The 21,978-nt window shown below is 60.2% G+C and carries 16 protein-coding genes; 7 read left to right on the top strand and 9 right to left on the bottom strand.

The genetic code is table 11. The features are described 5' to 3' along the window. Window positions 1-630 precede the first annotated feature (630 nt). Window positions 631-2,802 carry a hypothetical protein gene (locus tag AKN84_RS14035; RefSeq protein WP_128970775.1) on the top strand — a complete coding sequence of 724 codons (2,172 nt, stop codon included), beginning with the start codon at window positions 631-633 and terminating at the stop codon, window positions 2,800-2,802. A 494-nt stretch (window positions 2,803-3,296) separates the two neighbouring features. Here the strand turns inward: AKN84_RS14035 and AKN84_RS14030 are convergent, their stop codons facing one another. The 4 genes from AKN84_RS14030 to AKN84_RS14020 form a co-directional block, all read right to left on the bottom strand. Beyond that, the gene (locus AKN84_RS14030) at window positions 3,297-3,494 is read right to left on the bottom strand and encodes a hypothetical protein (RefSeq protein WP_050421293.1); all 198 of its coding nucleotides are present in this window, start codon (window positions 3,492-3,494) and stop codon (window positions 3,297-3,299) included. Between the two features lie 102 nt (window positions 3,495-3,596). Beyond that, on the bottom strand, window positions 3,597-4,385 hold the full coding sequence (locus tag AKN84_RS14025) for a nucleotidyl transferase AbiEii/AbiGii toxin family protein (RefSeq protein WP_244485104.1): 789 nt from the start codon (window positions 4,383-4,385) through the stop codon (window positions 3,597-3,599). After that, the gene (locus AKN84_RS48965) at window positions 4,382-4,585 is read right to left on the bottom strand and encodes a hypothetical protein (RefSeq protein WP_244485088.1); all 204 of its coding nucleotides are present in this window, start codon (window positions 4,583-4,585) and stop codon (window positions 4,382-4,384) included. Before AKN84_RS48965 ends, AKN84_RS14025 begins: the two co-directional genes overlap by 4 nt. After that, a complete protein-coding gene (locus tag AKN84_RS14020) occupies window positions 4,582-5,064 on the bottom strand; it encodes a hypothetical protein (RefSeq protein WP_050421292.1) in 483 nt (160 codons plus the stop codon). Before AKN84_RS14020 ends, AKN84_RS48965 begins: the two co-directional genes overlap by 4 nt. 470 nt (window positions 5,065-5,534) lie before the next feature. On the opposite strand from AKN84_RS14020, the gene AKN84_RS14010 reads away from it, so the two are divergent. Continuing rightward, window positions 5,535-5,762, top strand: a complete 228-nt coding sequence (locus tag AKN84_RS14010; RefSeq protein ID WP_050421290.1) for a hypothetical protein — start codon at window positions 5,535-5,537, stop codon at window positions 5,760-5,762. 902 nt (window positions 5,763-6,664) lie between these two features. On the opposite strand, the gene AKN84_RS48025 is transcribed toward AKN84_RS14010, so the two are convergent. The 3 genes from AKN84_RS48025 to AKN84_RS14000 all read right to left on the bottom strand — a co-directional run bounded on the left by AKN84_RS48025 (window position 6,665) and on the right by AKN84_RS14000 (window position 8,760). Next, window positions 6,665-6,841: a hypothetical protein gene (locus AKN84_RS48025; protein ID WP_167351849.1), complete on the bottom strand. Its 177-nt coding sequence runs from the start codon at window positions 6,839-6,841 to the stop codon at window positions 6,665-6,667. Between the two features lie 275 nt (window positions 6,842-7,116). Next, window positions 7,117-7,248, bottom strand: coding sequence for a hypothetical protein (locus tag AKN84_RS49960; protein ID WP_283805514.1), 132 nt, complete (start codon window positions 7,246-7,248; stop codon window positions 7,117-7,119). Window positions 7,249-7,554: 306 nt separating this feature from the next. Further along, the gene (locus AKN84_RS14000) at window positions 7,555-8,760 is read right to left on the bottom strand and encodes a hypothetical protein (RefSeq protein ID WP_050421288.1); all 1,206 of its coding nucleotides are present in this window, start codon (window positions 8,758-8,760) and stop codon (window positions 7,555-7,557) included. A 681-nt stretch (window positions 8,761-9,441) separates the two neighbouring features. On the opposite strand from AKN84_RS14000, the gene AKN84_RS49955 reads away from it, so the two are divergent. The 4 genes from AKN84_RS49955 (at window position 9,442) to AKN84_RS13980 (ending at window position 13,842) form a co-directional block, all read left to right on the top strand. Then, complete coding sequence (locus AKN84_RS49955) at window positions 9,442-9,570, top strand: hypothetical protein (protein ID WP_283805513.1); 129 nt, start codon at window positions 9,442-9,444, stop codon at window positions 9,568-9,570. A 759-nt stretch (window positions 9,571-10,329) separates the two neighbouring features. Beyond that, window positions 10,330-11,019 (top strand): leucine-rich repeat domain-containing protein, encoded by a 690-nt coding sequence (locus AKN84_RS48955; RefSeq protein WP_244485087.1) that lies wholly within the window; start codon window positions 10,330-10,332, stop codon window positions 11,017-11,019. After that, window positions 10,947-11,762, top strand: coding sequence for an NEL domain-containing protein (locus AKN84_RS48950; RefSeq protein WP_244485086.1), 816 nt, complete (start codon window positions 10,947-10,949; stop codon window positions 11,760-11,762). Before AKN84_RS48955 ends, AKN84_RS48950 begins: the two co-directional genes overlap by 73 nt. A 1,552-nt stretch (window positions 11,763-13,314) precedes the next feature. Beyond that, window positions 13,315-13,842 carry a GNAT family N-acetyltransferase gene (locus tag AKN84_RS13980; protein WP_050421286.1) on the top strand — a complete coding sequence of 176 codons (528 nt, stop codon included), beginning with the start codon at window positions 13,315-13,317 and terminating at the stop codon, window positions 13,840-13,842. A gap of 1,083 nt (window positions 13,843-14,925) precedes the next feature. On the opposite strand, the gene AKN84_RS13970 is transcribed toward AKN84_RS13980, so the two are convergent. Together AKN84_RS13970 and AKN84_RS13965 are read right to left on the bottom strand one after the other, a co-directional pair. Then, the gene (locus tag AKN84_RS13970; protein WP_050421284.1) at window positions 14,926-15,573 is read right to left on the bottom strand and encodes a 4'-phosphopantetheinyl transferase family protein; all 648 of its coding nucleotides are present in this window, start codon (window positions 15,571-15,573) and stop codon (window positions 14,926-14,928) included. Between the two features lie 230 nt (window positions 15,574-15,803). Beyond that, window positions 15,804-21,698, bottom strand: coding sequence for a non-ribosomal peptide synthetase (locus AKN84_RS13965; protein ID WP_244485085.1), 5,895 nt, complete (start codon window positions 21,696-21,698; stop codon window positions 15,804-15,806). Window positions 21,699-21,716: 18 nt separating this feature from the next. Between AKN84_RS13965 and AKN84_RS48945 the strand changes: the two genes are divergently transcribed. After that, on the top strand, window positions 21,717-21,978 hold a 262-nt coding region (locus AKN84_RS48945; RefSeq protein ID WP_244485084.1), incomplete at its 3' end, for a hypothetical protein.

Raw genomic sequence — 21,978 nt, 5'->3', positions numbered from 1 at the left:
TCGATGGAGGAGAGGCTCCGGACCTTATGGCGTCGGCGGCTGAAGCCTCAGCCGAGGAGACCCAATCGTCAATGTCAGCTGCAATTTCCGCGGTGCGGGCTCGCCTCAGCAGACTATCCCGCTCCGCGCCTTCTGGCATGCTCGCCGCCATTTCCACAAGATCCCTTGCAAACGCAGCCAGGCGGTCCTGCAGCGATATTGTTTGCCTCACATGATTTCGCTTTTTATTCACTGAGGCGCTCATCGTTTCAAGCGTCGTAGCTCTGCGGATCTTCGAGCAAGATAACTTCCCACGACACTTTTACCATGCCAACCTAAGTTTAGTTGCGATAACTCTACAACGGTTCGCGTGCAGCAAAGCAGATAGTGGGTTTCTCAGCAGGCGCTTGCGGTCGACGAAAATCCATCCGCGGCGAATGCGATGCGCCGCTGCCTCCGCGGCATTGAGGACACCCGGGCTGCACATCGCGCGATCTAATGTGCTGGCGCGGGTGATTGCAGCACCCCGTCCACGAAAACCAAATACAAGGATCGGTACGCCACTTTTTGTGGCCGGGCGGAAGGCTCCGTCAGCTTCTCGCAAGCTTGCCGGCGTAGCTGTTCTGCCACCATCTGCGGAGTGAGGTGAGCGTGGACAATCCTTTCCCATCCAGTCCGGCAGCTTTGATGCAGGTGCAACGGGCCGCCGCGGAACATCGTGAGGCAGGCGAGGCGTCGCAGGAGGCCTTCGAGCGGCAATTGGCAAACGCCGGCGAGCCTCACGAGGCGACCGAGGCTGTACGCCAGACCCCGCCTCCCGAGCCGCCTGCGAATATCCAAAGCGTCATCGAGCGCGCGGTCCAGGCAGAGCGGACGCGCCGGAATCTAAGCCAACGCACTGCGCGGGGATATACTGAGGTACTTTTCAGACTGCAAAAAGATCTGAGGTCTCGTGGCAAAACGATTGCTGCACTGGACCACGACGCTCTGGTAGCGCACGCTGCCAAGTTCATGGCGCGTGACAAAGCAATGGGTCCTGCGTTAACAGCGCTTCATAGGTATCGCAATCCCAATGCACCTGACGGCCCGCGCCGGCGCTATGTTGTTCCCTCCGTAAAAGAGCCTTCTCCCGTCAACGCCGCCGTGCCTTCGGCGGATATCTATCCGCACCTGTCCGAGACTGACCGTACTCTCATCGACAACTTCACCCGCTTTGTCGGCGGTGGTCTGCAGAAAAGTACCATCTACGAATACGGCCGATCGCTTCGTATCCTGGGAAATGATCTCGGCACTCAGGGCAAGACAATTGGCGGGCTCGATCACGAGGCCTTGGTCTCGCACGCGAGAGTGTCTCTTGGTGAGCCCGCGCATTTGCTTTCGGCATTGAGCGCGCTGCGAAAGTATCGTGAGCCTGATCAAGTGCGGCAATACTTTCTCTCCGAAGAGGATGAAAGCCTGATCGACGGCGCCGTCCAGGCAGCTGCCGCGCGTCGGACGTGGATACCCAACAGAATCGAGACATATTACAGGGCTTTTCACAGGCTGGCGAAATCTCTAAAAGCCCGCGGACTGACAATTGCAGCGCTGGATCATCATGCGCTTCTTGCGCATGCCAAGGCAGCACACGAGGGCGACGAGCAGATAAGCTCCGCGCTTGAGGTGCTTCTCGAGTATCGTGACCCAGCTATCCTGGAAAGGCGCACCCCACTCGATTATCCTCCCTCCGCGAAAGACAAGAGTCTCATCGAGGACGCGGCTGCCGTCAGTAAACGCCCCAGGAAAGCCGTCGAAGCCTCCGTCAAGAATCTCCTCAAGTTTGCAGGGGCCCTCGCCGCCCGCAGCCTCGAGATTGATCAGCTAGGCCACATCGCACTCCTCGAGCTTGCAAATAAGCTGTTTCCCAGCAATAAGAGCCTCATCCGCGGGCTCGGCATGATCCGTGAATACCGCAACGCCGAGCGCACTTCCGGTGCGGACGGAGCTGCGCTGGCAGATGATGTTCTGGCCTGCTCGCCGATCTTAAGTGTCGACCCGGAGGAGCTTCGGCGGCTCCTGGATGACGAACCGACATTCTCGCAGACGATCGACAATTTGGCGGAGCGTCAGGACGATATGGCTCCGGTTGATCAGCTGCCAACCGAAAGTCTCGATACCGCGGAGCTTATGGGGATGCTCGCTTCTCCCGGCCATTCGCCAGAAGACGAAGTCACTCAGCCGGATCCGGTTGGTCCCCGGCTGTCGGACGCTGTCGATCCTGGGGACATCTGGTCGGGCGCGGAGCAGGCTGGCTTGTTGCCCACTGAGAGTCTGGATACGGCGAAGCTCCTGGAGATGATCGCTTCAGGCGGCCATTCGCCGACGGACAGCGTCAATCAGCCCGGCGCGACCGTTCCCTCGCTGCACCAGAACGTCGATCCCGACAGCATTTGGCTCGAGGCCGAGCAAGCCGGGCGGCTGCCGACCCAAAGCCTGGATACTGCCGAGCTTCTGCAGATGTTCGCGTTCGCTGGCCATTCGCCGGCGGACAGCGTCAATCAGCCAAGTTCGATGTCATCATGGGATCTTGAGAATTCAACGGCCGACGCGGCGTTCCAGCCGGCGCAATCGCAACCTATGGTGCCAGCACTCGAGTTGTATCTTCCGCAAGGATGGGAGCATGGTGAGCAGTGGGCGAGCGAAGACTTCAAGGAAGGAATGCGGCTGCATGGTGTGCTCCCGAACGAAATTCGGCCGGAGACAACATTGACCATCCGCGGATTGGACTACATAGCCAGCATTGGACCGCCAGGCCTGGAGCAGGAGGTGTTTCTTCGCAGAGCCTGACAAGTCGGTCAGAGCAGCTATGCATGGCGCCTTCATAAGATTGCACGGCCTCCCCTTCCGAGAGGCGGCTCGCTGGCGCACGTATATTGACGAATATCATGGGCAGCATGTGGACTGGGGCCGCGCTCCCAGGGAGTTCGCCCAGCGCAACGTCTCAATGCCCTCGCCATAGCTCAACGGGTGAATCGAGCCCGACGCTTGAAGTCGCATCGCATACCCGCTGGGTTTCGTCAGATGAATTCGGCCATGTTCTGACGCCGGTGCATGGTTGCAGCGCCGGGCATAAACTCCCTCATAACGCATTGAGCATTGAAAGCGCAACAAGAGCAAAAAGGGCTTCCGAAAGAAGCTGCTCATAAACCGATCTCCGGCGAGCAACTAACGATGAATAGGCAAACAAACCGTCGGCCGATTGATGATAATCCAAGAATCAAGAAAGCTCGGTACTAACGCGCGACTTCCAACAGGTCATCGATCATCTTCATGTATTTGACTCAGGCCGGCCTCGCGCGAAGCTCGATCTGATCATCCTTGTTGCGGACGGCGGCGTATTCCGCCTCGATCAGTTTGGCGGCGGACACGATGTCGGCCGCGCCCAACTGAATACCGATCCCTGCATCCACGTTTGCAATTGCCCTTCGCAACATCAGGAACGTCGCGTCGTTGGTCAGTTGAATGGGCTTGGAGGGCATGTGAGAAAACTCGGTTCGAAATGACGACGCAGCTGGGCCCTCGGGACCGAGTTGACGGTGCTCAACCACATGATTCAGAATGTGCTATGTTGATGTTCGCGTCTAGACGCGCCCGCCGGGCGTCCGGCCCAGGTGCTGGGCGACATGTTGCGATTTCCACCGCAGTGCGGGAAAGGCTTCGATGCGCTTCTTCACGTCGTCGTCCGTGGGAAGCGTATCGACTTCGATGCTTCCGCGGTCGTAAAGCGCGTCGAGGAACGCCAACTCTCCGTCATCATACTTGAAGAGCGGCGCCAGTTTTTCCTGACATTCCGCCAGGATCCGGTCGCACCATTTCTTCGGGCCGCCGTCCGCGTCGAACATGCCGTTCTTGACCACGGACAGCAGCTTGTTGTTCAGGTCGTTGAGATCGTATTTGTAGTCCTTCAGCGACACCGTTCGCCAATCCAGGTCCCTGGAGGCGGCGCCGATTGCAAGCGCTCCGACCTTCACTTGCGCCCAGTCTATCTCTTCGTTCTGCAGCAGCCTCCATGCGTCGTACAGGTCGCGCGATGCCCGCCGGGCCACCAGGGCGACGATCTTGCCGGCGGCGATTTCGTGGAGATCGACAACGCCGACGTTCTTAGCGAAGTAGTCGCCGAGCTTCGCGGATTCCATCCTCTCCCAGCCAAAGAACGGTGTCCGGAAGAGATAGTTCACGTCCACTTCCAGCGTACCTGGACGCCGATAGGCCGAGACGTACCTGAAGCGCCACTTGCCGCCGGCGTGTTCGCCGGAAGGATCGCGGGCGATTTCGTACCCCTTGCTCTGCAGGAGCGCAGGAAGTCGCGCGTTGATGATCTTGGAATCCCGCAGCATGGCTTCCCTATCCGCGGCGCCGATGTAGTTCAGATCGATGTCGACGGAAAGCCGGTCGAGTGCGAGATAGAACAGGTTGAGCGCGGTGCCCCTTTGAGTGCGAGCAGCTTGCCTAGCTCGCGGTCGTTCGCGATCTGGTCGAGCACGTCGATCAACCGGATGACGCGCTCGACCGAGGCCGGTTGGAATTTGACGTCGGTCGCGATCTTTTCGAGGCGTTCGACCGAGATCATGGCATCATCTCCGGCGACATCCCTTCAAAGGACGGATTCAGGAAATCCGAAGGCAGGACGACGTTCCAGCCTTCCTTCGCTTGGCCTTTGCCATCGCTTCCCAGAGCGGGTCGCGGCACCGGCGGGGCTGCGCGCTTCAGTTCGCCTAGTACCTGCTTGTCGACGAAGAGATCGTCTTTCCGGCTCTCGAGCCAGGCGCCGCACACGCCGACGAGCGTCTGGTTGTCGCGACCGAGCGCGAACTCAGCGAATTTGCCGACGTCGAACGCTTTGACGCTGTGGAGCGCGTTTGCGAGTTCCTCGACGCCACCGGTCAGGTCCGGTCGCTCGATGCAGTCGACGAGCGTCCGCTCGACGCCGGTCGCGAGAACGTCGAGGCCACGGCGGTCCATCGTGACCGTGCCGGACATTTCCTCGGAGCGACGGCGCAGCGAGGCGGGCTGCGCGACGAACCGGACGGGACCGACGAGCGTCTTCACCTCGCCCGGCGACCTCCGCTGAGGAGTTGGGTCTGAGAGGTTTCCGAATAGGCGAGTCCGTGCAGTTCGAGAGCGGTGTGGTAGGCGACGACGCCATCGGCGCGTATGCGCGATGCGACCAGTATCCGGTCGGGATGGAAGTTCGCCGGGTCAAGGTGCGGCGGCACGAAGGCGTACACACCCGGCGCGACATGGCGTATCCGTCCAGAGGCGGCATGGTATCTGAGCAGCGAGTCCGAGGACGAAAGCGGCTGGCCCGGAGACACGGTTTCGCGGAACTCGGTCCGAGTGAAGACCGGGTGCGCGGATAGGAACCTCTCAACTTTGCCTTTTTGCCCTATCATCTCGGTGTGCTCCTTGGGGTATACAGTACCCCAAATTCTGCATTATGCAATTCGAAAACACTTCAGTACATAAATTGGGGTATATAATACCCTAAAAGCAGCAACAAATGAAAACTGTTGAGGCGGATGGTCGAGCCCGACTGCAGTCCGCCGTCCGATGAGCCGCAGCCGGAAGACGGAACCGGGACCGTGATGCACCATCGGCATTACCCTGTGCCGGTGCTGCTCTACTTCGGCGGCACGATGCTGATCATGATCACAGCGGTCTTCTCAGTGCTGCTGCTGCTACCGATGATCGGCGAACGCTCCGGACCAAATGGTTCGCTGCCGCCTCACGCGAATGCCGTCGGCTGAAGCGGCCAACTCAACGGCGACCTGGCAGACAATGGTCTTCTTGCGTGCGTCAACCGAAGCCGTGATAGCGGCTTCGTCGACATGTCGACGAGGCCCGCTCGCCCGCTGCGGTGCCCTCTTGTCCCGATCGGCGTGCTGATGCTGCTGCTCGGCAGCACCGGCAGCATGCCCTATCCGGTACTGGCCGAAATAGGCCACTCGCGGGAACAAAACAGGCCACCGGAATCGAAAGGGGCCGCCTCACGCGAGCGGCCCCTTGCCGGTTTGAATATCGGTCCGTGCTGAAATCTAGCCCCGGCAAGAGGGACATTAGAGTTTTCAACAACATTGTTGGATTCCGGGAAACTACGGTGATTGGCTACGTATGAACAACGGATTAGAGCGATTTGCGCCAACAACGGATTTGGAGTTGGACACAGGAATCCGCCGCCCTGTCCAGTGCCACCAAACAAAGAGGCCGCCAACTGAGGCGGCCTACAATCCAAACGAATGCCTCATCTGAGCCGCCATGCGCTGGACGGCATTGGTGTATTGGCCGTGATTGAAGTGCTGGTCGATGACGTACAGAACAAAAATAATGCCAGCGGCGATCAATAATCCCTTCACTCGAAATCCCTTCTAGGTCGACGATAGGACCTCGGGAGCGCGGAGCCATTCGGTCATGCTCGCGCCAGCTTCAGCTTGTCGGGCAAGCTTCAGCAGCGCTTCTTTCTCGATACCTGGGGAGAGCGCTGCGGCCTGTTGGTGTAGCTGTCGAGCGCGCTCTAAAAGTCTTTCTTCAAGTGAATTTGTCTGCTTCACACGGCGACGTTTCGAACCCATTGCTCCCTTTCCCTCGTTCGGTTCCCTGCCCGGAACGGGGAATCTAATTGTCAGGGAAATGCAAGGTTCCTACGAGCGCATTAGCCAATGGGGCTAGAGCTGATCGCCCGTTCAACCTCGTCGGCCAGCGCGCGGTGGTGAGCCGCCAGTTTGGCGAACAGCTCTTTCTTGGTCGCGTTGGTCGCGAGCTTGCTGATTAGTTCGCACTCCTCAGCCTCAAGCCGAAGCTTCTCCAAGTGCGCCTTCATGTCCTTCATTGACGATCCCCGACTGCCCTGACGGAACCCCCATTTTGCGGAGAGCTCGCGGCAGCCGTCAATCTCATGCGCCCAATTGAGATAGGAGCTCCGTTCACCCACGGAGAACCCCGGGGCGAGAACTGGCACAAACTGCATATTGAATTTTATAGCGGCATAAGGCCCGGAGATGGTGAGAACATTCCGTGATCGCCACTCGGTAGTCCTACCGAGAACGTCAGCTAAGCCATGCTTTCCATTCGCTTAAACCAGAACAGGCCACTCCAAAATTCAAATTAGGCCACTAGGGGTTGAAGCAGGCCAGCGTCCCCGATCCCGACACTGGCATGGCCGACGCTGATCATTCCGGTGCCAATCATGTTGGCGCATCGCACTGCGGCGATCGCGATCACGCCGATCGCGATCATTCCCCTCGTCGCCCATGTTCCGGTTCCGCTGAAGCAACTTCGTCCCAAGATCGCGCGAAAACCCGATCTCCGCCATGAAGCTGGAAAACGAGATCACCCCCGACATCAAGGCGCCCGCCATCACAAAATGATGGAGGACACCGCGCGAGAATATCTCAAGCGGCGGAAGGGGACGCCTAGCTAGGACTGAAGGCGGACCGCCAAACTTGCGAGTTCGACAGACTTCAGCGTTCGATCCGGAGGCTGTCCCTAGAACTAAACTGCACCCAAGGCGCCGGAACCGCACCGGCAAATCGCCCGCTCCCGTCAGTCGAGCCACCAGAAGAAGCCTGTTCGACGCTTCGGTTCTTCCCTCGGTCCTGTGAAGACGAAATCTGCTTCGATATCGACTAGGCCGGCGCTCGACAACATCGGCCTGTTGACGATGGTCCGCTTTTGAAGCGCGTGGAGAGCGAGCAATATCCGTCTATTGAGATCCCAGTTGTCATAGCCGATGCTCGGCAGCGATCTGTCGAGGGTCTGTCGCGCGTTGCCGCCGAGCGGCCCGGCGTTGATCGTCGCGAGCAGTTCGGGAAGTATCGCCCCAATTAGATTCCAACTCGCCTGACTAGCCTCCTCGAGCGCGTGAACGAGGAGGTCGGATTTGATGTCGAGGACACCCTGTTCCGGGACGTCCCGCTGCAGCGAATTCCATCGCGTCGACCAATTTTCCGATGATCTTCCAAGCGTGAAGATGCTGTGCTCGAGATTGCTCAATCGTGCGATCGTCAGCACGTCGGCAAGGCCTGCCGCGTGTTGGAGCAGGTCGAGATCCAAAAGTGCGTTCCGGGAATTGGCGACTGGTCGACGCCACGACTGGTGAAGCTCACCTTCGCGAGCAGCGTCGATCACGGATCGTATGGCGAATTCCGGTGCCCGCTTCAAGATCTCGACGGCCCCCCTCGCCGAGGTCGCGGCGCATGGCGACGTCATCGTCGCCATTGCTTCGGAGGTTCGGCTGACGGCGAACAAGCGAGAGAGGTCTGGCCCCGGAAGATCGGCAACGGCGCGCGCGGTTATTAGATCGGGACGCGCGATGAGTATTCTCATCCGAAGGGGAGTCGTGGCGACAGAATTGACGATCTCACCGTCGGCGCGAGCGACGGTCCACCCGACGATCGGATCGCGCAATCGATCGAGGCGATTGCCATCTGCCGCCGCGAAGTTGACGACCTCCGCCACTTCGGCGGCCGAAAGCCGTCCGAAGCGCTGCTCGATTTCGGAGACGTCGACTGCGGAATCCGAACCCTTCATGTCGAGCAGACGAAGCATGTCGAGGAACGATACCGGCGGACAGATCGACAGCGAGTTCGTGTCGAAGCCTAAGATGTCATTCTTCAATATCGCTCCATCGGTCTCTTCGGGCACTTCATCGAAGACCTTGACCGCAGCCGCCATTGGGAGTGCCTGCCCCCTCCCCAAAACTAGGAAGGTCTCGACGAGCAGTTGAAAACGATCCCGCGGATTCTTCATGTCGCGCCCATAGCGCCACAGGAATCGACGAAGAGGAGTAACCTCGCCAGCACTCGCGTCGTCGGTAGCAGCGTCGACCCATTCGGGCCTAGCGCCCCCTCACCAGTTTCAGGAAACGCGACTTGAACGTCGTACCTTGCACTGCGCCGAGGACGAGCTCCAAGCTGGGCGGTTCGGAACGAAAACTCCATCCGCAAGCGTGGCCATTGTTGCGACCATACGGCGGCGATCGCCGTTTCGAGTGCCTCTGCTCCGGCGCTGGCGCTCAGAAACGTCGGCAAGTGCGCATAGTACGGACCGATGATCTCCGAGACCAAGTCTTCGCGGGATCCACGCGGCGGCGGGGAAGTTACCTCGGTCCTCCAATCCGGCGTCAGCGGTTGCGAATAGAAGCTTCGGTTCACATGCCGAGGGGTCCTGGAAGAACGAAAAGAAAACCGACATGTCGGCTTGTGTGGACTCCGGAGATGCCGCGACCCGGTTGCGTTTGGAGCCATGTTCTATTGCTGGACGAGTGAAGCTCCGCTTTCCAGCACGCCGGAACCCAAGATTAACTGTTTGAGCGGTTCTAGTCCGTGCCACGATCGAGTGGAAATACCGTTCGCAGATGGAAGCATAGTGAATGCATATGGACAGCAACTCCGGGCCGAACGGAAGACCGCGCAAGCAAGGAGTAAGGCGATGGACACGGCCGACAACGCCGACGCGCTGACCACTCGCTCGCAAGTGGTCGAAACAGAGAGCGTCTCAGAAAGCGTCATAGACGGACATCAAAAGGAGCAGTCAGCTTCCAACCAGCAAAACGGTTGAAGGTGACCTGCCTTCTGAGTATTTCGTCGGACGGAGTTATGGTCCCGCCTGAGCAGCATTCTCGAGTCCGAAGCTGCGAATTTTCGAAATGAAATATTTGCGCAGCTGCGCGACAGCGCAGGATCCCCACCGAGCGAACGAAGAGTGGCTTGTCAACAGCTTCATGGCGGATGACCTGACGCTCGTCAGCTTATCGACAGCTGAGCTTCCTAGCATGCGAACGTCTCGATCCAGCCGATAGTGCCGCATCATCGGCTGAGTCCAAACACGTCGTGGAGTTCAATGAATACAGAACGGGCCCAGCCTCGCGTTGGCATAGCTTCCGAATCCGAAAGCACCGAGCCAACGTCTGGGGCCGCCGGGCACCCCCCCTCATGCCTGACCCAGTGGGCGTCAGCCTTGACTCGGTGGGTCACGGGAGCGGCCGCCGCCGACCTCGTCTCGTCGCAGGACAGCGCCCTGGCGAGTTGGGCAGCAGAAGAGGGGCAGGGCCAAAACGAGAATCGGCAAGAGGGGGTCAACCGGACGAGGGCATGGCGGGACGAGGGTAATGTCAGAGATGAGCTGAATTTGTCGTCATTGTCCCTGACCACCTTGCCAGCCTCACTCCCGCCCAGGCTCCGAACCGTCATCGTCATCGGTAACCAGTTGAGCAGCCTGCCGGCCCAGCTTCCGGGCCGACTCCGCGACCTCTACGCCTCTGACAACCGGCTGACTAGCCTGCCCGCGCTTCCGAGCAGGCTGCGGAACCTCCACCTGATGGCCAACGATCTGACGAGCCTGCCGGCAGAGCTGCCATCCAGACTCCGCAGCTTGATGGTCGATGGCAATCAGCTGACCGATCTGCCCGCCCTTCCCGCCACGATCGAGGAGTTCTCCGCCTGCAATAACCAGTTGACCAGTCTGCCCGACCTTCCAGCCAGGCTCCGCCGCCTGGACGTCAGCGAAAATCAGCTCACGAGCCTGCCCGACCTTCCAGCCAGACTGCGCTACCTGGACGCAAGCGACAACCAGCTGACAAGCCTGCCCGAGATTCCGGCTAGACTTGGATACCTGGACGTCAGCGAAAATCAGCTGACCAATCTGCCCGAGACGCTCCCGGTCAGCCTTGAAATGCTCGGCGCCAGCAATAACCAGCTGACCGGCCTGCCCGCGACCGTACTGACGCAGCTCGGCAGCGCGTCCAGCATCGACCTGCGGTCTAATCCGATACCGGCCCCGGTGCTGGCCGATTTGGCGTCAGCCACGCGTGGTGCGGATTATGCCGGCCCGCAGGTCTTGCTGTCGATGCCGCTACAATCGGTGGAACATCAGCCGCGGCTCCTGCACGAGGTTGTCGCGGATTGGCTTGCGGACGCGCCCGGCGCAGTGGACACGTGGCAGGCTTCGCCGAAGAGCCGGGTGCGCAGGACTTCGCACTGTTTCTCGAAAGACTCACGGGCACCGTGAACTATGGTCATCAGGCGTTCCGCGACCAAGTGGCCGAGAATTTGCTACAGGCGGCGATGAGGCCTGAGCTGCGCGAGCAGTATTTCGAGCTGGCCAATGGAGCGTCTGCATCCTGCGAGGACCGCATCACTTTGACCTGGAACGGCATGCAGACCGCACGCGTAAACGCTGATGTCAAGGACGGGCTCTATGACAATCGGCTAGACCAATTGCTGCAACACGGCCGTGTCATGTTTCGTTTGGGGGCGCTTGACGACATCGCACGCGAGACGGTCAGCTCGCTGCGTCGTGCCGACCCTGAGGCCGATATCGACGAGATCGAGGTCTATCTTGCCTATCAGACCCAGCTACGGGATCGGCTTGAACTGCACCACATCGCCCCCGATATGCGCTTCTTGAATCTCGCCGAGGTCACGGCGGACGACGTTGCCAGGGTTGAGACGTCGGTGCGGCAACAGGAAGCGACGGGTTTTGCGGATTTTCTGGCAACGCGCTGGGAGCCCTGGGACACTGCAGTGAGGCGGATCGCCCCCGATCATCATGCCGCAGTACGGGACCGGATCGCCGATGCGATCGAAAATGAGTTTCCGGCGCGCTTGAACGAGCGCCTCGCGGAGCATGGCCTGACCGATGATGTCGATGCCCAGCGGGTGGTCGGGTCCCAGATCCTCAGCGAAATCGCTCACGAGATCAAAGGCGAGCTGATGCATAAGGTTCTCCGGGAGCACGGCCTCGAGCCCTGATCGATGCGACCGTGCCCCGGATCAGGCAGTCTCGCTTAATCGCTCCAGGACGAGCGATTGTTCAGGTTGAATGGACACGTGCAGTTGCCGTCTGCTGACCGCCTCCGACCACCACTTCGGTGCGTTGTTCACTCGCCGGCCGTATCCAGGAAACCCGCAATTCTCAACTTGTAGGCGATGCCAGAGTCCAAAGTCATTGCTCGGCTGGATTTCGACGAGCAGACCATGTTCGACGGGTGTGAATACAAGGCTCTGCCAGGACACGACTGGCATTGGGTCGAACTTGACCACGCGCAGGATACTTCGGCAGCGCGGCCAATGATTCTCGGTTCCCATCGGCGCAAGGTTTCATAGCTCAACGCCCAGCGCGATCGTCTGGCCTCGGCTTCGCGGCACAGAGCGCCTCGCCGTAGGTCTGCGAGTGGGATAGCTAGGGTGCCCACCTACTGCTAGCCGGCCGGAAGGCAGGCACTGCTGACCGTCCGAAGGCGTCACGCGGCTCACCTTCAGAATATCGATGATCCAAAGTCACTTAGGCGCGCTCGGCTCGACACCATGCCGAGGGGGCTTCGTCAGCTTTTCGAAAGCTTGCTCTGGTAGGATGTCCGTTCAGGTGATCTTGGACGTGAGGCTACGTGGACCCGCACAATTGTGACCCATCCAACGTAACAGTTCGGTCGCAGGTGCAGCATGCCACCTCGGAAGAGCAGCAAGAGGGTCGGCGAGGCACCAGGCGTTTGAGCCGTCCTTGGCGACGACGCTCCCAGCCGGCAGCGGTACATGTCCTCATCAGTCTGAAGAAGACCGGCGCCGAATTGATGACGCGACGAATGCCGAATTGATGACGCGACGAATAATGCGGCGGCTCGGACGCATTAAAAGGCGCACATTAGGCCTGCATACCAACGAACTTAGCCGATTGCGGGCACGTTCTCCGCTTTCGACCTCGAGCGTTTGATCTGCGCGACCAGCAATCCTATCGCTCACGTCAACGGATTCTAATAGCCGAAGGATGAAGGCGCCGTTAGAGCAATCTTCGCGATTGCTGCGAGCCCGACGCTCGTCGTGCGACTCCACCCAGGCCCCTCAGAAAACGACGAGAGTTTCATTGAAATGATGACTCGTGCCAGTGGGCGCAGCGAGGCCGCCCTTGACCCGTATCGCCCTGCTCTTCGTAGATTCTCCGAGGCACTTCTTTTAGAGGGCCAGACGATATCTGGACTGGACCATGACGCGCGGGTCAAGTCCGCTCGGAGGCTGTTCCCGCACGACAAGGCTCTCATCTCCGCGCTGAACTTGTTTCGTGCTGCGGAGCTCCGCGCTAAATTTGGATCGTGATGCGGAGCGCGCCTCAGGTCCAGCTGAGCGTTGTAGCTTGGCGGAGTAGTCCTCCACAGTCCTTTGCCAGCTTCGGTTGGCTTGGGCGACGCGGCACGTGACCACCTTTTGCCTTCAAGAGCATGTCGCTCTGTGGAAACTCGCTATGCCATGCGTCGGCAATGAACTCACCGTCCGATTTAGCCGGGGGCGATCGGCTCGCTCTGTCCGACAGATGACAGACGATATCCAGGTACGCCGCATCGGCGCCCACGAAGTGGATAAGCGTTTGGAGCGTCTCGCCGACATCCTCATTGACTGCGTCGCCCACGGCGACTCGGTCAGCTTTCTGCCACCGCTAACTCGACGACGTGCGCTGATGTACTGGCGTAGCGTCGCAGACGCGGTCATTTGCAATGGATACGTGTTACTAGCTGCGGAAGATGGCGCAGGTCAGATTGTTGGCACAACCCAGATGATACCTGCCGCGTCTGAGAACCAATTGCATAGCGCCCGAGTCGTCAAAGTCCTGGTTGACAGAAGTGCACGCCGCCGCGGCATCGGGCGCCGGCTCATCTCGGCTGTCAGCGACTTAGCACGAAAGGAGGGAAAGACGTTGTTGACGCTCAGCACTGCCACAGGTTCTGCTGCCGAGCGTCTTTACGCCAGCGAGGGATGGCAGCGGGTGGGTATCATACCCGGGTGTGTGCTCGCCCCTGACGGAACATATCGCTCGGCGACCTTCTTTTACAAGCATCTCTAATGCTGCGTAGCTGAATTGGCGCTTGCTATTCACCGACAGATCTGTCCGGTCCCGTCCTGATATCGTGGGGGAACATCACTGACATTACCGCTGTATTGTATGGTTTTGTGAACAACGACGGCTTTGGCTCTCAAGATAAGAAACCAAGCGGATCACGGTGGATCATTCAACTGCCGCACGGCCTGTCATCACAATGGCGAGCCGACGATCGGGAAAGTGACCTCGATTTTCCGCTCTCGATCTCGTTCAACGTCCATAGCGCGAAGGCCTCGGAGCCTGAAGCAATCCCTATCATTGCGCTTGATATACTGACCCCCGCTCCTAACGACCTCACCTTGAGGCCAAGATAGCGGGCATGTCGCCGCAATCTCACTACGCGAACGCCCTCTACGAAGCCGTCGGATTATTTTGCTGCTCGGGCAGCCGTTGGACCAAATGTGCGAGCCAGGCGAACGTCCGCCACAAACTTTCGTATCGTTAGGTGCTCCACTTGAGGTGCCGAATCTTTACCAAGGTTCGATTGAGCCGTGGATCACGATCCTCTTAGCTGCATGTGCGGCTGGCTACAGCGACAACTCATTCGTCTTCGCCGGCTTCGTCGACTGATGGCTGATAGGAGGTCGCGAATTCTATTTTTCGTCTGGATGGCAGCCTTTGCCGAAATGTGGATAGAGATACTGATGGAGCCATTCGAGCTTGCGTGGTGCGAGATCGAATACCAACGGGCTCTCAGATTCCTCGAAAAGATGGAGAACAAGGCGGATGATGTCCGGTCCCAGACCGCGGAAATTCAGCCATTCTGATCCGCCATGCGGGAGAACCTGTGGGCCAAACAGCTCTATGAGAGCACACGGCTACGCACGCCACGAGCCGCGATACAGCGATCGAAAGCTCGCTCAAAGAATGGACATCGTGGGTGCGATACACTTAGCGGAACGGCTAGAAACACCTACGAGAGAAGCCGGAGCGAAGGGCTACACACACTGGAGCTAGTGCTAGTCGCCTGCGTTACCTTGCACTGCACAGCCGCGCGGCTTTCCTTCGACCGAAAAGAAACGCGCGAAGGAGCTAGTATCGATTGCTTTAGGGTGCCGACCGCTGATTTTGGAGCGGCGCGTCCACTTCATTCGGCCGCGAATACGCCACCCCGATCACGTCCTTAGAAATAAGTAACTCGAGCGAAAACGTGCGATTTGCCTTGGACACGTGTCCTGATCGCGCAAAGATGTCAATCTCCACGTCCTGGAACTCAAGAAACTGGCGATCCATTGGAAAACACGCCTTATACACCGCCTCTTTCAAAACGAAGAGATCGCGCCGCTCGAGCGTGTGTAGATCGTACATCCGTCGCTCGCTGGGAGTGGCAATCAATGCGATCAGGTTTTCCGGCAGAGGTTCATTCGGCTCAATATCGATGCCGAGAGCTGCAATCTTTTTTGTTCTTGCAATAGCGGCGGCCGCGACCGTATCGTGGTGCGCCAAAGATCCGACCACACCCGTCGGCCAGATCGGAACACCAAAGCGCGTCTTCGGAATCGCCATTGGTGGAAATCCCAATTGCCCAAGAAGTGTTCGGGCGGCTGCTCTTGCGGCACCGCTTTCGCGGCGGACTTTGGCAACGGCGCGTCCCATAGACATAACTTCGGAAGCGTACAGGGTGGATTCGTCGCAGGGTTCTATCGGACGGATACCGACCATGATGTTCCGTTGATCAATTGTGACAATCTCCATTATTTGGTTCAATCAGCTTTTCGAAGTGTCGACCAGAGCGACGCGCGGCGGCCGCCACCTATGGATCGCTTCTGACCAGCGCCTGAATTTGATCAGGGGGGCAGTTAGATTCTCGGGAGCTATTGCAGCGAACCGAAGTCTGGACCACCGAGCCGCTTGCCGACCTGTGGGATATTTGGGGCTCGAGAGAGCGACCTTCGAACCCGAATCTTTCTAGAGAAAATCCCCGTCTATTTAAGAGACCCGCTTAGCGCCCTTGAAATGGCCCGAGCCATAACGCGCCGGTTTTCTGGATTGCTCACCATTGTCGTGTGGTTGCCCGGCATCGGTACCGCATGAATGGCCGCTGCATCCAAAACCAGGTCCCAACCCTTCTTTGGTGAGTTTGCCTTGCGATGCAGTTGTTCGTCAGGTTGTACCTCAGTGCTGATAAGAGGCTCACTGGCATAAAACTGATGTATCTCGATCGGGAGCGGCGGAACTCGGTACGAGTGTAGCGCCCGGTGAAATGTCGCGGCCCTTTGATACATCGAAACATCGCTGTGGAGATCGCGCTCTGGAGGTAACGCCCCTATTTGTTGCGCCTTTTCGAGCAACTCAGAAATGGAACATTGCTCCGTGCATCCTTCGAAAGCCTCGCCGTATGCATCGCGCGAGATACCACAACGCTCCAAAACAAATTCTCGAGCCAAATTGATATGTGATGCGTTTGAACAATCTGCAGGTGAACTAACATCGATAAACGCCATGAATGATACGACTTCGTCGTTGCTCAGTAATTGCTCGGCAATTGCATAAGCCAGGATTGCACCGGATGAGTATCCGGCAAAGCGGTATGGGCCTCGTGGTTGGATCTCTTTAATCGTACGGATCACCTCTGCGGCCATCGCCTCAAGAGTGGGTGGACAAACGTCATTGAAGGGCGGCCACGGCAGAGCGTAGACGGGGCAATCTAAATCCATTTCCGCCACCAAGCCGAGGACATACGAACAATCTCCAAACCCCGTAGGGACAAAGAAGAGCGGTGCCTGCGATCCGGTTGATCGAACGGAAATTACCCCCCGGCTACTGGGCTGTGTCTCCACATGAATCTTTGACGCAAATTCCTTCAGAACAGGGGTTTGGAAGAGGTCGGCAGCGCTAAAGCTCAGCCCAAGTTTTAATGCTCGACTGAGCATCTGCACGGCCAAGAGCGAGTGGCCGCCGAGTTCAAAGAAGTGGTCATGGCGCCCGATGCGCTCGACACCGAGAAGCTCGGCCCAGATCCGCGCCAGCGCGGTCTCGACCGCGCCTTGCGGCGCCTCATAGGCCGCCAGCGCATAGGCCTCGTCGGCCGCCGCCGGCAGCGCGTTCCGATCGAGCTTGCCGTTCGGCGTCAGCGGCAGCGCCGCGATCGGCACGAACGCAGCCGGCACCATGTAGTCCGGCAGCCGGCTACTCAAGTGCGCGCGCAAGGCGCCCGCAAGCCCGCCTCGATCGCCCTCGTCCGAGCCGGTCTCGGGGGCGCCGATCTCCGGCGCGCAGACCACATAGGCGATCAGATGCTTGTCGCCGGCGCGGCTCTGTCGCGCCACCACCACCGCCTCGCGCACAAAGGCGTGCTCGCACAGCTTTGCTACGATCTCGCCCGGCTCGATGCGGTAGCCGCGGATCTTCACCTGGTCGTCGTTGCGACCCAGGAACTCAATATTGCCGTCCGGCAGATAACGCCCGAGGTCACCGGTCCGGTACAGCCGATCGCCCTCGACAAAGGGACTGGCGATGAACCGCTCCGCTGTCAGTTCAGGGCGGTTCAAATACCCGCGCGCAACCCCCGCCCCGCCGATGTAAAGCTCCCCCACCGCGCCAAACGGCACGGGCGCGCCATGACCGTCCAGCAGGTAGACCCGCGTGTTGGCGATCGGGCGACCGATCGGGACCACTGACCCATCAAAATCAGCGGGGCAATTCCAGACCGTCGCGCAAACTGTTGTCTCGGTCGGGCCATAAGCGTTGACAATTGATGCCGGGGCAAGACTTCGGATGAGTTCAGCCTTCGGCAGCTCGCCAGCAAGAATGAGGACTTGCGAAGCCAAACATCCCAGATTCTTGCTTGCCGGTAGCAACGCGGGGGGTAACGTCGCATGGGTGATAGCTTCGCTTCGGAGATAATCCGATAGCTTGTTACTCGCTTGACGGATCTCGTCCGCAGGCAAGTGCAATGCGGCTCCGGAGCCAAACGCCATAACAAGCTCCCAAGCGCTTGCATCAAATCCCATGGAGGCGAACTGCACGACTCGGCTCTTGGAAGAAGCGCGAAAAAGGCCGAGCTGAGTAAACAGTAGATTGACCAATCCCCGATGCTGGATCATGACCCCCTTTGGGGTCCCCGTGGAGCCTGAGGTGTAGATCACATAGGCAAGGTGACTGGATGTGAGGCCAAGCGCGCGCGGGTCGGGGTCCGAATCCGGCCGGTCGGCCCAGGCCGGCGTGGCCGTCGCCAGATCGACCACTGTCACAGCATCCAGCACCTCGCGGCCGAGTGCTGCGCGGCCGGCGGCATCGCAAAGCAGCAGCCGCGGCGCGGCATCGTCGACAACCTGCCGCAGCCGTTCGCTGGGATAGGCCGGGTCCAGCGGCAGATAGGCACCGCCCGCCTTGAGGATCGCCAAAAGTCCGACCACCATCGCCAGGCTGCGCTCCAGGCAGATCGCCACCGGCTGGTCCGGCTTGACCCCGAGGGCGATCAAATGATGCGCCAGCCGGTTGGCCCGTGCGTTGAGCTCACCATAGCTCAGCCGCTCATCTTCGCCGACCAGCGCCACCGCCTCCGGCGCCTTTTGCACCTGCGCCTCGAACAGCTCATGGATGCACCGTTCCGACGGATAAGCTGCCGCCGTCCGGTTCAAATCCTCCAGCAGATAGCTGCGCTCCTCGGCCGGCAGGATGTCGAGCTCGCGCACCGGCATGTTAGGGGCATGCTCCAGCGCCACTGCCAGTTGCTCGAGCGCCCGCTGCATGTAGCCGCAGACCCGAGCAGCAGAGACAGGCTCCGCCACCTGCGCCGTCAGGCCGAGCGCTTCGCCATAATCCTCAACCGACAAGTTTACGGGATAGTTGGTGCGCTCCTCGCCGCCGAGCCATTCCACGCCCGACAAGACATCATCCGCTCCGAAGCCGGGCGTGGCCGCCGGCCTGTTGTGACGGTAGTTCAACAGCGCACTGAACAGCGGCATCGGCGCCGCAACGCCGCTGCAGCGTTGCGCCAGCGCCAGCGAAGCATGCTCGTGCGCCAGTAGCTCGGAAAGCTGCGCGTGGGTGCTGCGCACGCTCGCCGCAACCCCGGTCTCGTCCAGGGCAAGCCGCACAGGTAGCGTATTGATGAACAGGCCCATTGTACGATCGGCGCCCGCACCCGCATGCATCCGGCCGAACAGCACCGTGGCGAACACCACCTGCTCTCGGCCGCTGCTGCGCGCCACCACCTGCCCCCAAGCCAAATGGCACAGGCTGGCCAAGCTCACCCCGAGCCGCTGCGCCTGTTCGCGCAGCCGCTCGTTGAGCGCCTGCGGCAGCATCCGATGCGCCTCGTCGAACCCGCTGCCGTCGCCGTAGACCTCGCTTAGCCCGAACGGCATGGTCGGCTCGTCGATGTCGGCCAGCATCTTTCGGAAGTATTCTTCGTGTGCTTGTGCACTCACGCCCAGCCGCGTTTGCACGACCAGATTGCGGAACGGGTGCGGCTCTGACAACTCATGCGCGCGCCCCTCCAGCACGGCGCGCACCTCGGTGTGCATCACCTCCAGCGTCGTATGATCGCCGATCAAATGGTGCTGCAGCTGCAGCAGCAGCCAGCGCCTGCTGCCGGGCTCGCGCGCGATCACAAACCGCAACAAGGGCGCCTGGCCAATTTCGATGCGCTGCCGGCGCGGATCAAACCGACGCCGGAGCTCATCGGAACCGGAGCTTTCACAGCCGTCCAGCTCGACCTCGCTCACATGTAGCGGCGCGCGCCGCCAGACGACCTGGACCGGGCTCGACAGCCCCTCCCAAACAAACGCCGTACGCAGGATGTCGTGCCGATCCACCACGTATTGAACCGCACCAAGATAACGCTCCAACAGGCCACGCTCGGCAAACGCCACCTGCGATACCATCAGGTAGGGATCACCCCGACCGGCTAGCAGATGATGGAACAGGATGCCGTCTTGCAGCGACGACAGGCCATATATGTCTTGGATGTTGCTGACGCCGCCAGGCACTGTGGCGACGATCCGATCGATTTCGCCCTGCGTCAGCTCAATAAGCGGTAGCATCGGCGGCGTGATGGCGGTGCTCTGCTCGGTGATCAGGTTGATGGGGGCTGCCACCTCGTGATGGCTACCAAGGCAGGCAGCAAGATCGGCCAGCACCGGCCTTTCGAACAAGGTGCGTGCCTCCACCCCGAGCGACAGCCGCCGCAGCCGCTCCAAGACCTGCACGGCCAAGAGCGAGTGGCCGCCCAGTTCGAAGAAGTGGTCGTTGCGCCCGATGCGCTCGACACCGAGAAGCTCGGCCCAGATCCGCGCCAGCGCGATCTCGACCGCGCCTTGCGGCGGCTCATAGGCCGCCAGCGCATAGGCTTCATCGGCCGGCGCTGGCAGCGCGTTCCGATCGAGCTTGCCGTTCGGCGTCAGCGGCAGCGCTGCGATCGGCACGAACGCAGCCGGCACCATGTAGTCCGGCAGCCGGCTACTCAAGTGCGCGCGCAAGGCGCCCGCAAGCCCGCCTCGATCGCCCTCGTCCGAGCCGGTCTCGGGGGCGCCGGTCTCCGGCGCGCAGACCACATAGGCGATCAGATGCTTGTCGCCGGCGCGGCTCTGTCGCGCCACCACCACCGCCTCGCGCACAAAGGCGTGCTCGCACAGCTTTGCTACGATCTCGCCCGGCTCGATGCGGTAGCCGCGGATCTTCACCTGGTCGTCGTTGCGGCCCAGGAACTCAATATTGCCGTCCGGCAGATAACGCCCGAGGTCACCGGTCCGGTACAGCCGATCGCCCTCGACAAAGGGACTGGCGATGAACCGCTCGGCTGTCAGCTCAGGACGGTTCAAATACCCGCGCGCCACCCCCGCCCCGCCAATGTAAAGCTCGCCCACCGCACCAAACGGCACGGGCGCGCCATGACCGTCCAGCAGGTACACCCGCGTGTTGGCGATTGGACGCCCGATCGGGACCACCGACCCATCAAAATCAGCCGGGCAAGTCCAGGCCGTCACGTCGATAGCAGCTTCCGTGGGACCGTATAGATTGTGCAGCCCGGTCCAAGGCAATACGCAACGAACCTTCCGCGCAAGGCCGGCAGACAGCGCCTCACCACTACAGATGAGACGCTTCAGCGATTTACAGCGTTCAACACCCTTCGCGTCCATGAAGCCGATCAGCATGGATGGTACAAAATGTGCTGTGGTGATGCGTTGGCTGACTATCAAGTTGACAAGCGCATCAGGGTCTTTGTGCGCACCAGGAAGTGCCAGCACCAAGCTCGCCCCTTCAAGCAACGTCCAGAAGAATTCCCAGGCAGAGACATCGAATCCAAATGAGGTCTTCTGCAAGACAACGTCAGTCGCATTGAGTGCGTAGGCTTTTTGCATCCAGATCAGGCGATTGATAATGGCCCGATGCTCGTTCTGCGCTCCCTTGGGCGTTCCGGTTGAGCCTGAGGTGTAGATCACATAGGCGAGATGGCTGGATGTGAGGCCGAGCGTGCGCGGGTCGGGATCCGAATCCGGCCGTTCGGCCCAGGCCGGCGTGGCCGTCGCCAGATCGACCACCGTCACAGCATCCAGCACCTCGCGGCCGAGTGCTGCGCGGCCGGCGGCATCGCAAAGCAGCAGCCGCGGCGCGGCATCGTCGACAACCTGCCGCAGCCGTTCGCTGGGATAGGCCGGGTCCAGCGGCAGATAGGCACCGCCCGCCTTGAGGATCGCCAAAAGCCCGACCACCATCGCCAGGCTGCGTTCCAGGCAGATCGCCACCGGCTGGTCCGGCTTGACCCCAAGTGCGATCAAATGATGCGCCAGCCGGTTGGCCCGTGCGTTGAGCTCACCAAAGCTCAGCCGCTCATTTTCGCAGACTAGCGCCACCGCCTCCGGCGCCTTTTGCACCTGCGCCTCGAACAGCTCATGGATGCACCGTTCCGACGGATAAGCTGCCGCGGTCCGGTTCAACTCCTCCAAGAGATAGCTGCGCTCGTCGACTGGCAGGATGTCGATGCGGCCGACCACCTGGCCTGCATCGGCAGCCATCGCCCGCAGCAGCGCCAGCAGATAACCACGCTGCCGCTCGATCGTCGCCTGATCAAACAGCGCTGTGACATAACCCAGCGTTCCGGCGATCTCCTCGCCATGCTCGCCAAGGCTCAGCTCCAGATCGAACTTGATCTGA

The organism is Bradyrhizobium tropiciagri, assembly GCF_001189845.1.
Classification (GTDB): domain Bacteria; phylum Pseudomonadota; class Alphaproteobacteria; order Rhizobiales; family Xanthobacteraceae; genus Bradyrhizobium; species Bradyrhizobium tropiciagri.
The sequence above is the reverse complement of the archived record's forward strand: the minus strand, read 5'-3'. Positions and strand labels throughout refer to the sequence as shown.

Coding starts and splice junctions, on each gene's coding strand:
- AKN84_RS14010 (WP_050421290.1), top strand. CDS start 5,535: ATGGTCGAGCCCGACTGCAGTCCGCCGTCCGATGAGCCGCAGCCGGAA.
- AKN84_RS14030 (WP_050421293.1), bottom strand. CDS start 3,494: ATGCCCTCCAAGCCCATTCAACTGACCAACGACGCGACGTTCCTGATG.
- AKN84_RS14000 (WP_050421288.1), bottom strand. CDS start 8,760: ATGAAGAATCCGCGGGATCGTTTTCAACTGCTCGTCGAGACCTTCCTA.
- AKN84_RS48965 (WP_244485088.1), bottom strand. CDS start 4,585: ATGATCTCGGTCGAACGCCTCGAAAAGATCGCGACCGACGTCAAATTC.
- AKN84_RS13980 (WP_050421286.1), top strand. CDS start 13,315: ATGACAGACGATATCCAGGTACGCCGCATCGGCGCCCACGAAGTGGAT.
- AKN84_RS48025 (WP_167351849.1), bottom strand. CDS start 6,841: ATGAAGGACATGAAGGCGCACTTGGAGAAGCTTCGGCTTGAGGCTGAG.
- AKN84_RS48955 (WP_244485087.1), top strand. CDS start 10,330: ATGGCCAACGATCTGACGAGCCTGCCGGCAGAGCTGCCATCCAGACTC.
- AKN84_RS13970 (WP_050421284.1), bottom strand. CDS start 15,573: ATGGAGATTGTCACAATTGATCAACGGAACATCATGGTCGGTATCCGT.
- AKN84_RS49955 (WP_283805513.1), top strand. CDS start 9,442: ATGGACACGGCCGACAACGCCGACGCGCTGACCACTCGCTCGCAAGTG.
- AKN84_RS49960 (WP_283805514.1), bottom strand. CDS start 7,248: ATGATCGCGATCGGCGTGATCGCGATCGCCGCAGTGCGATGCGCCAAC.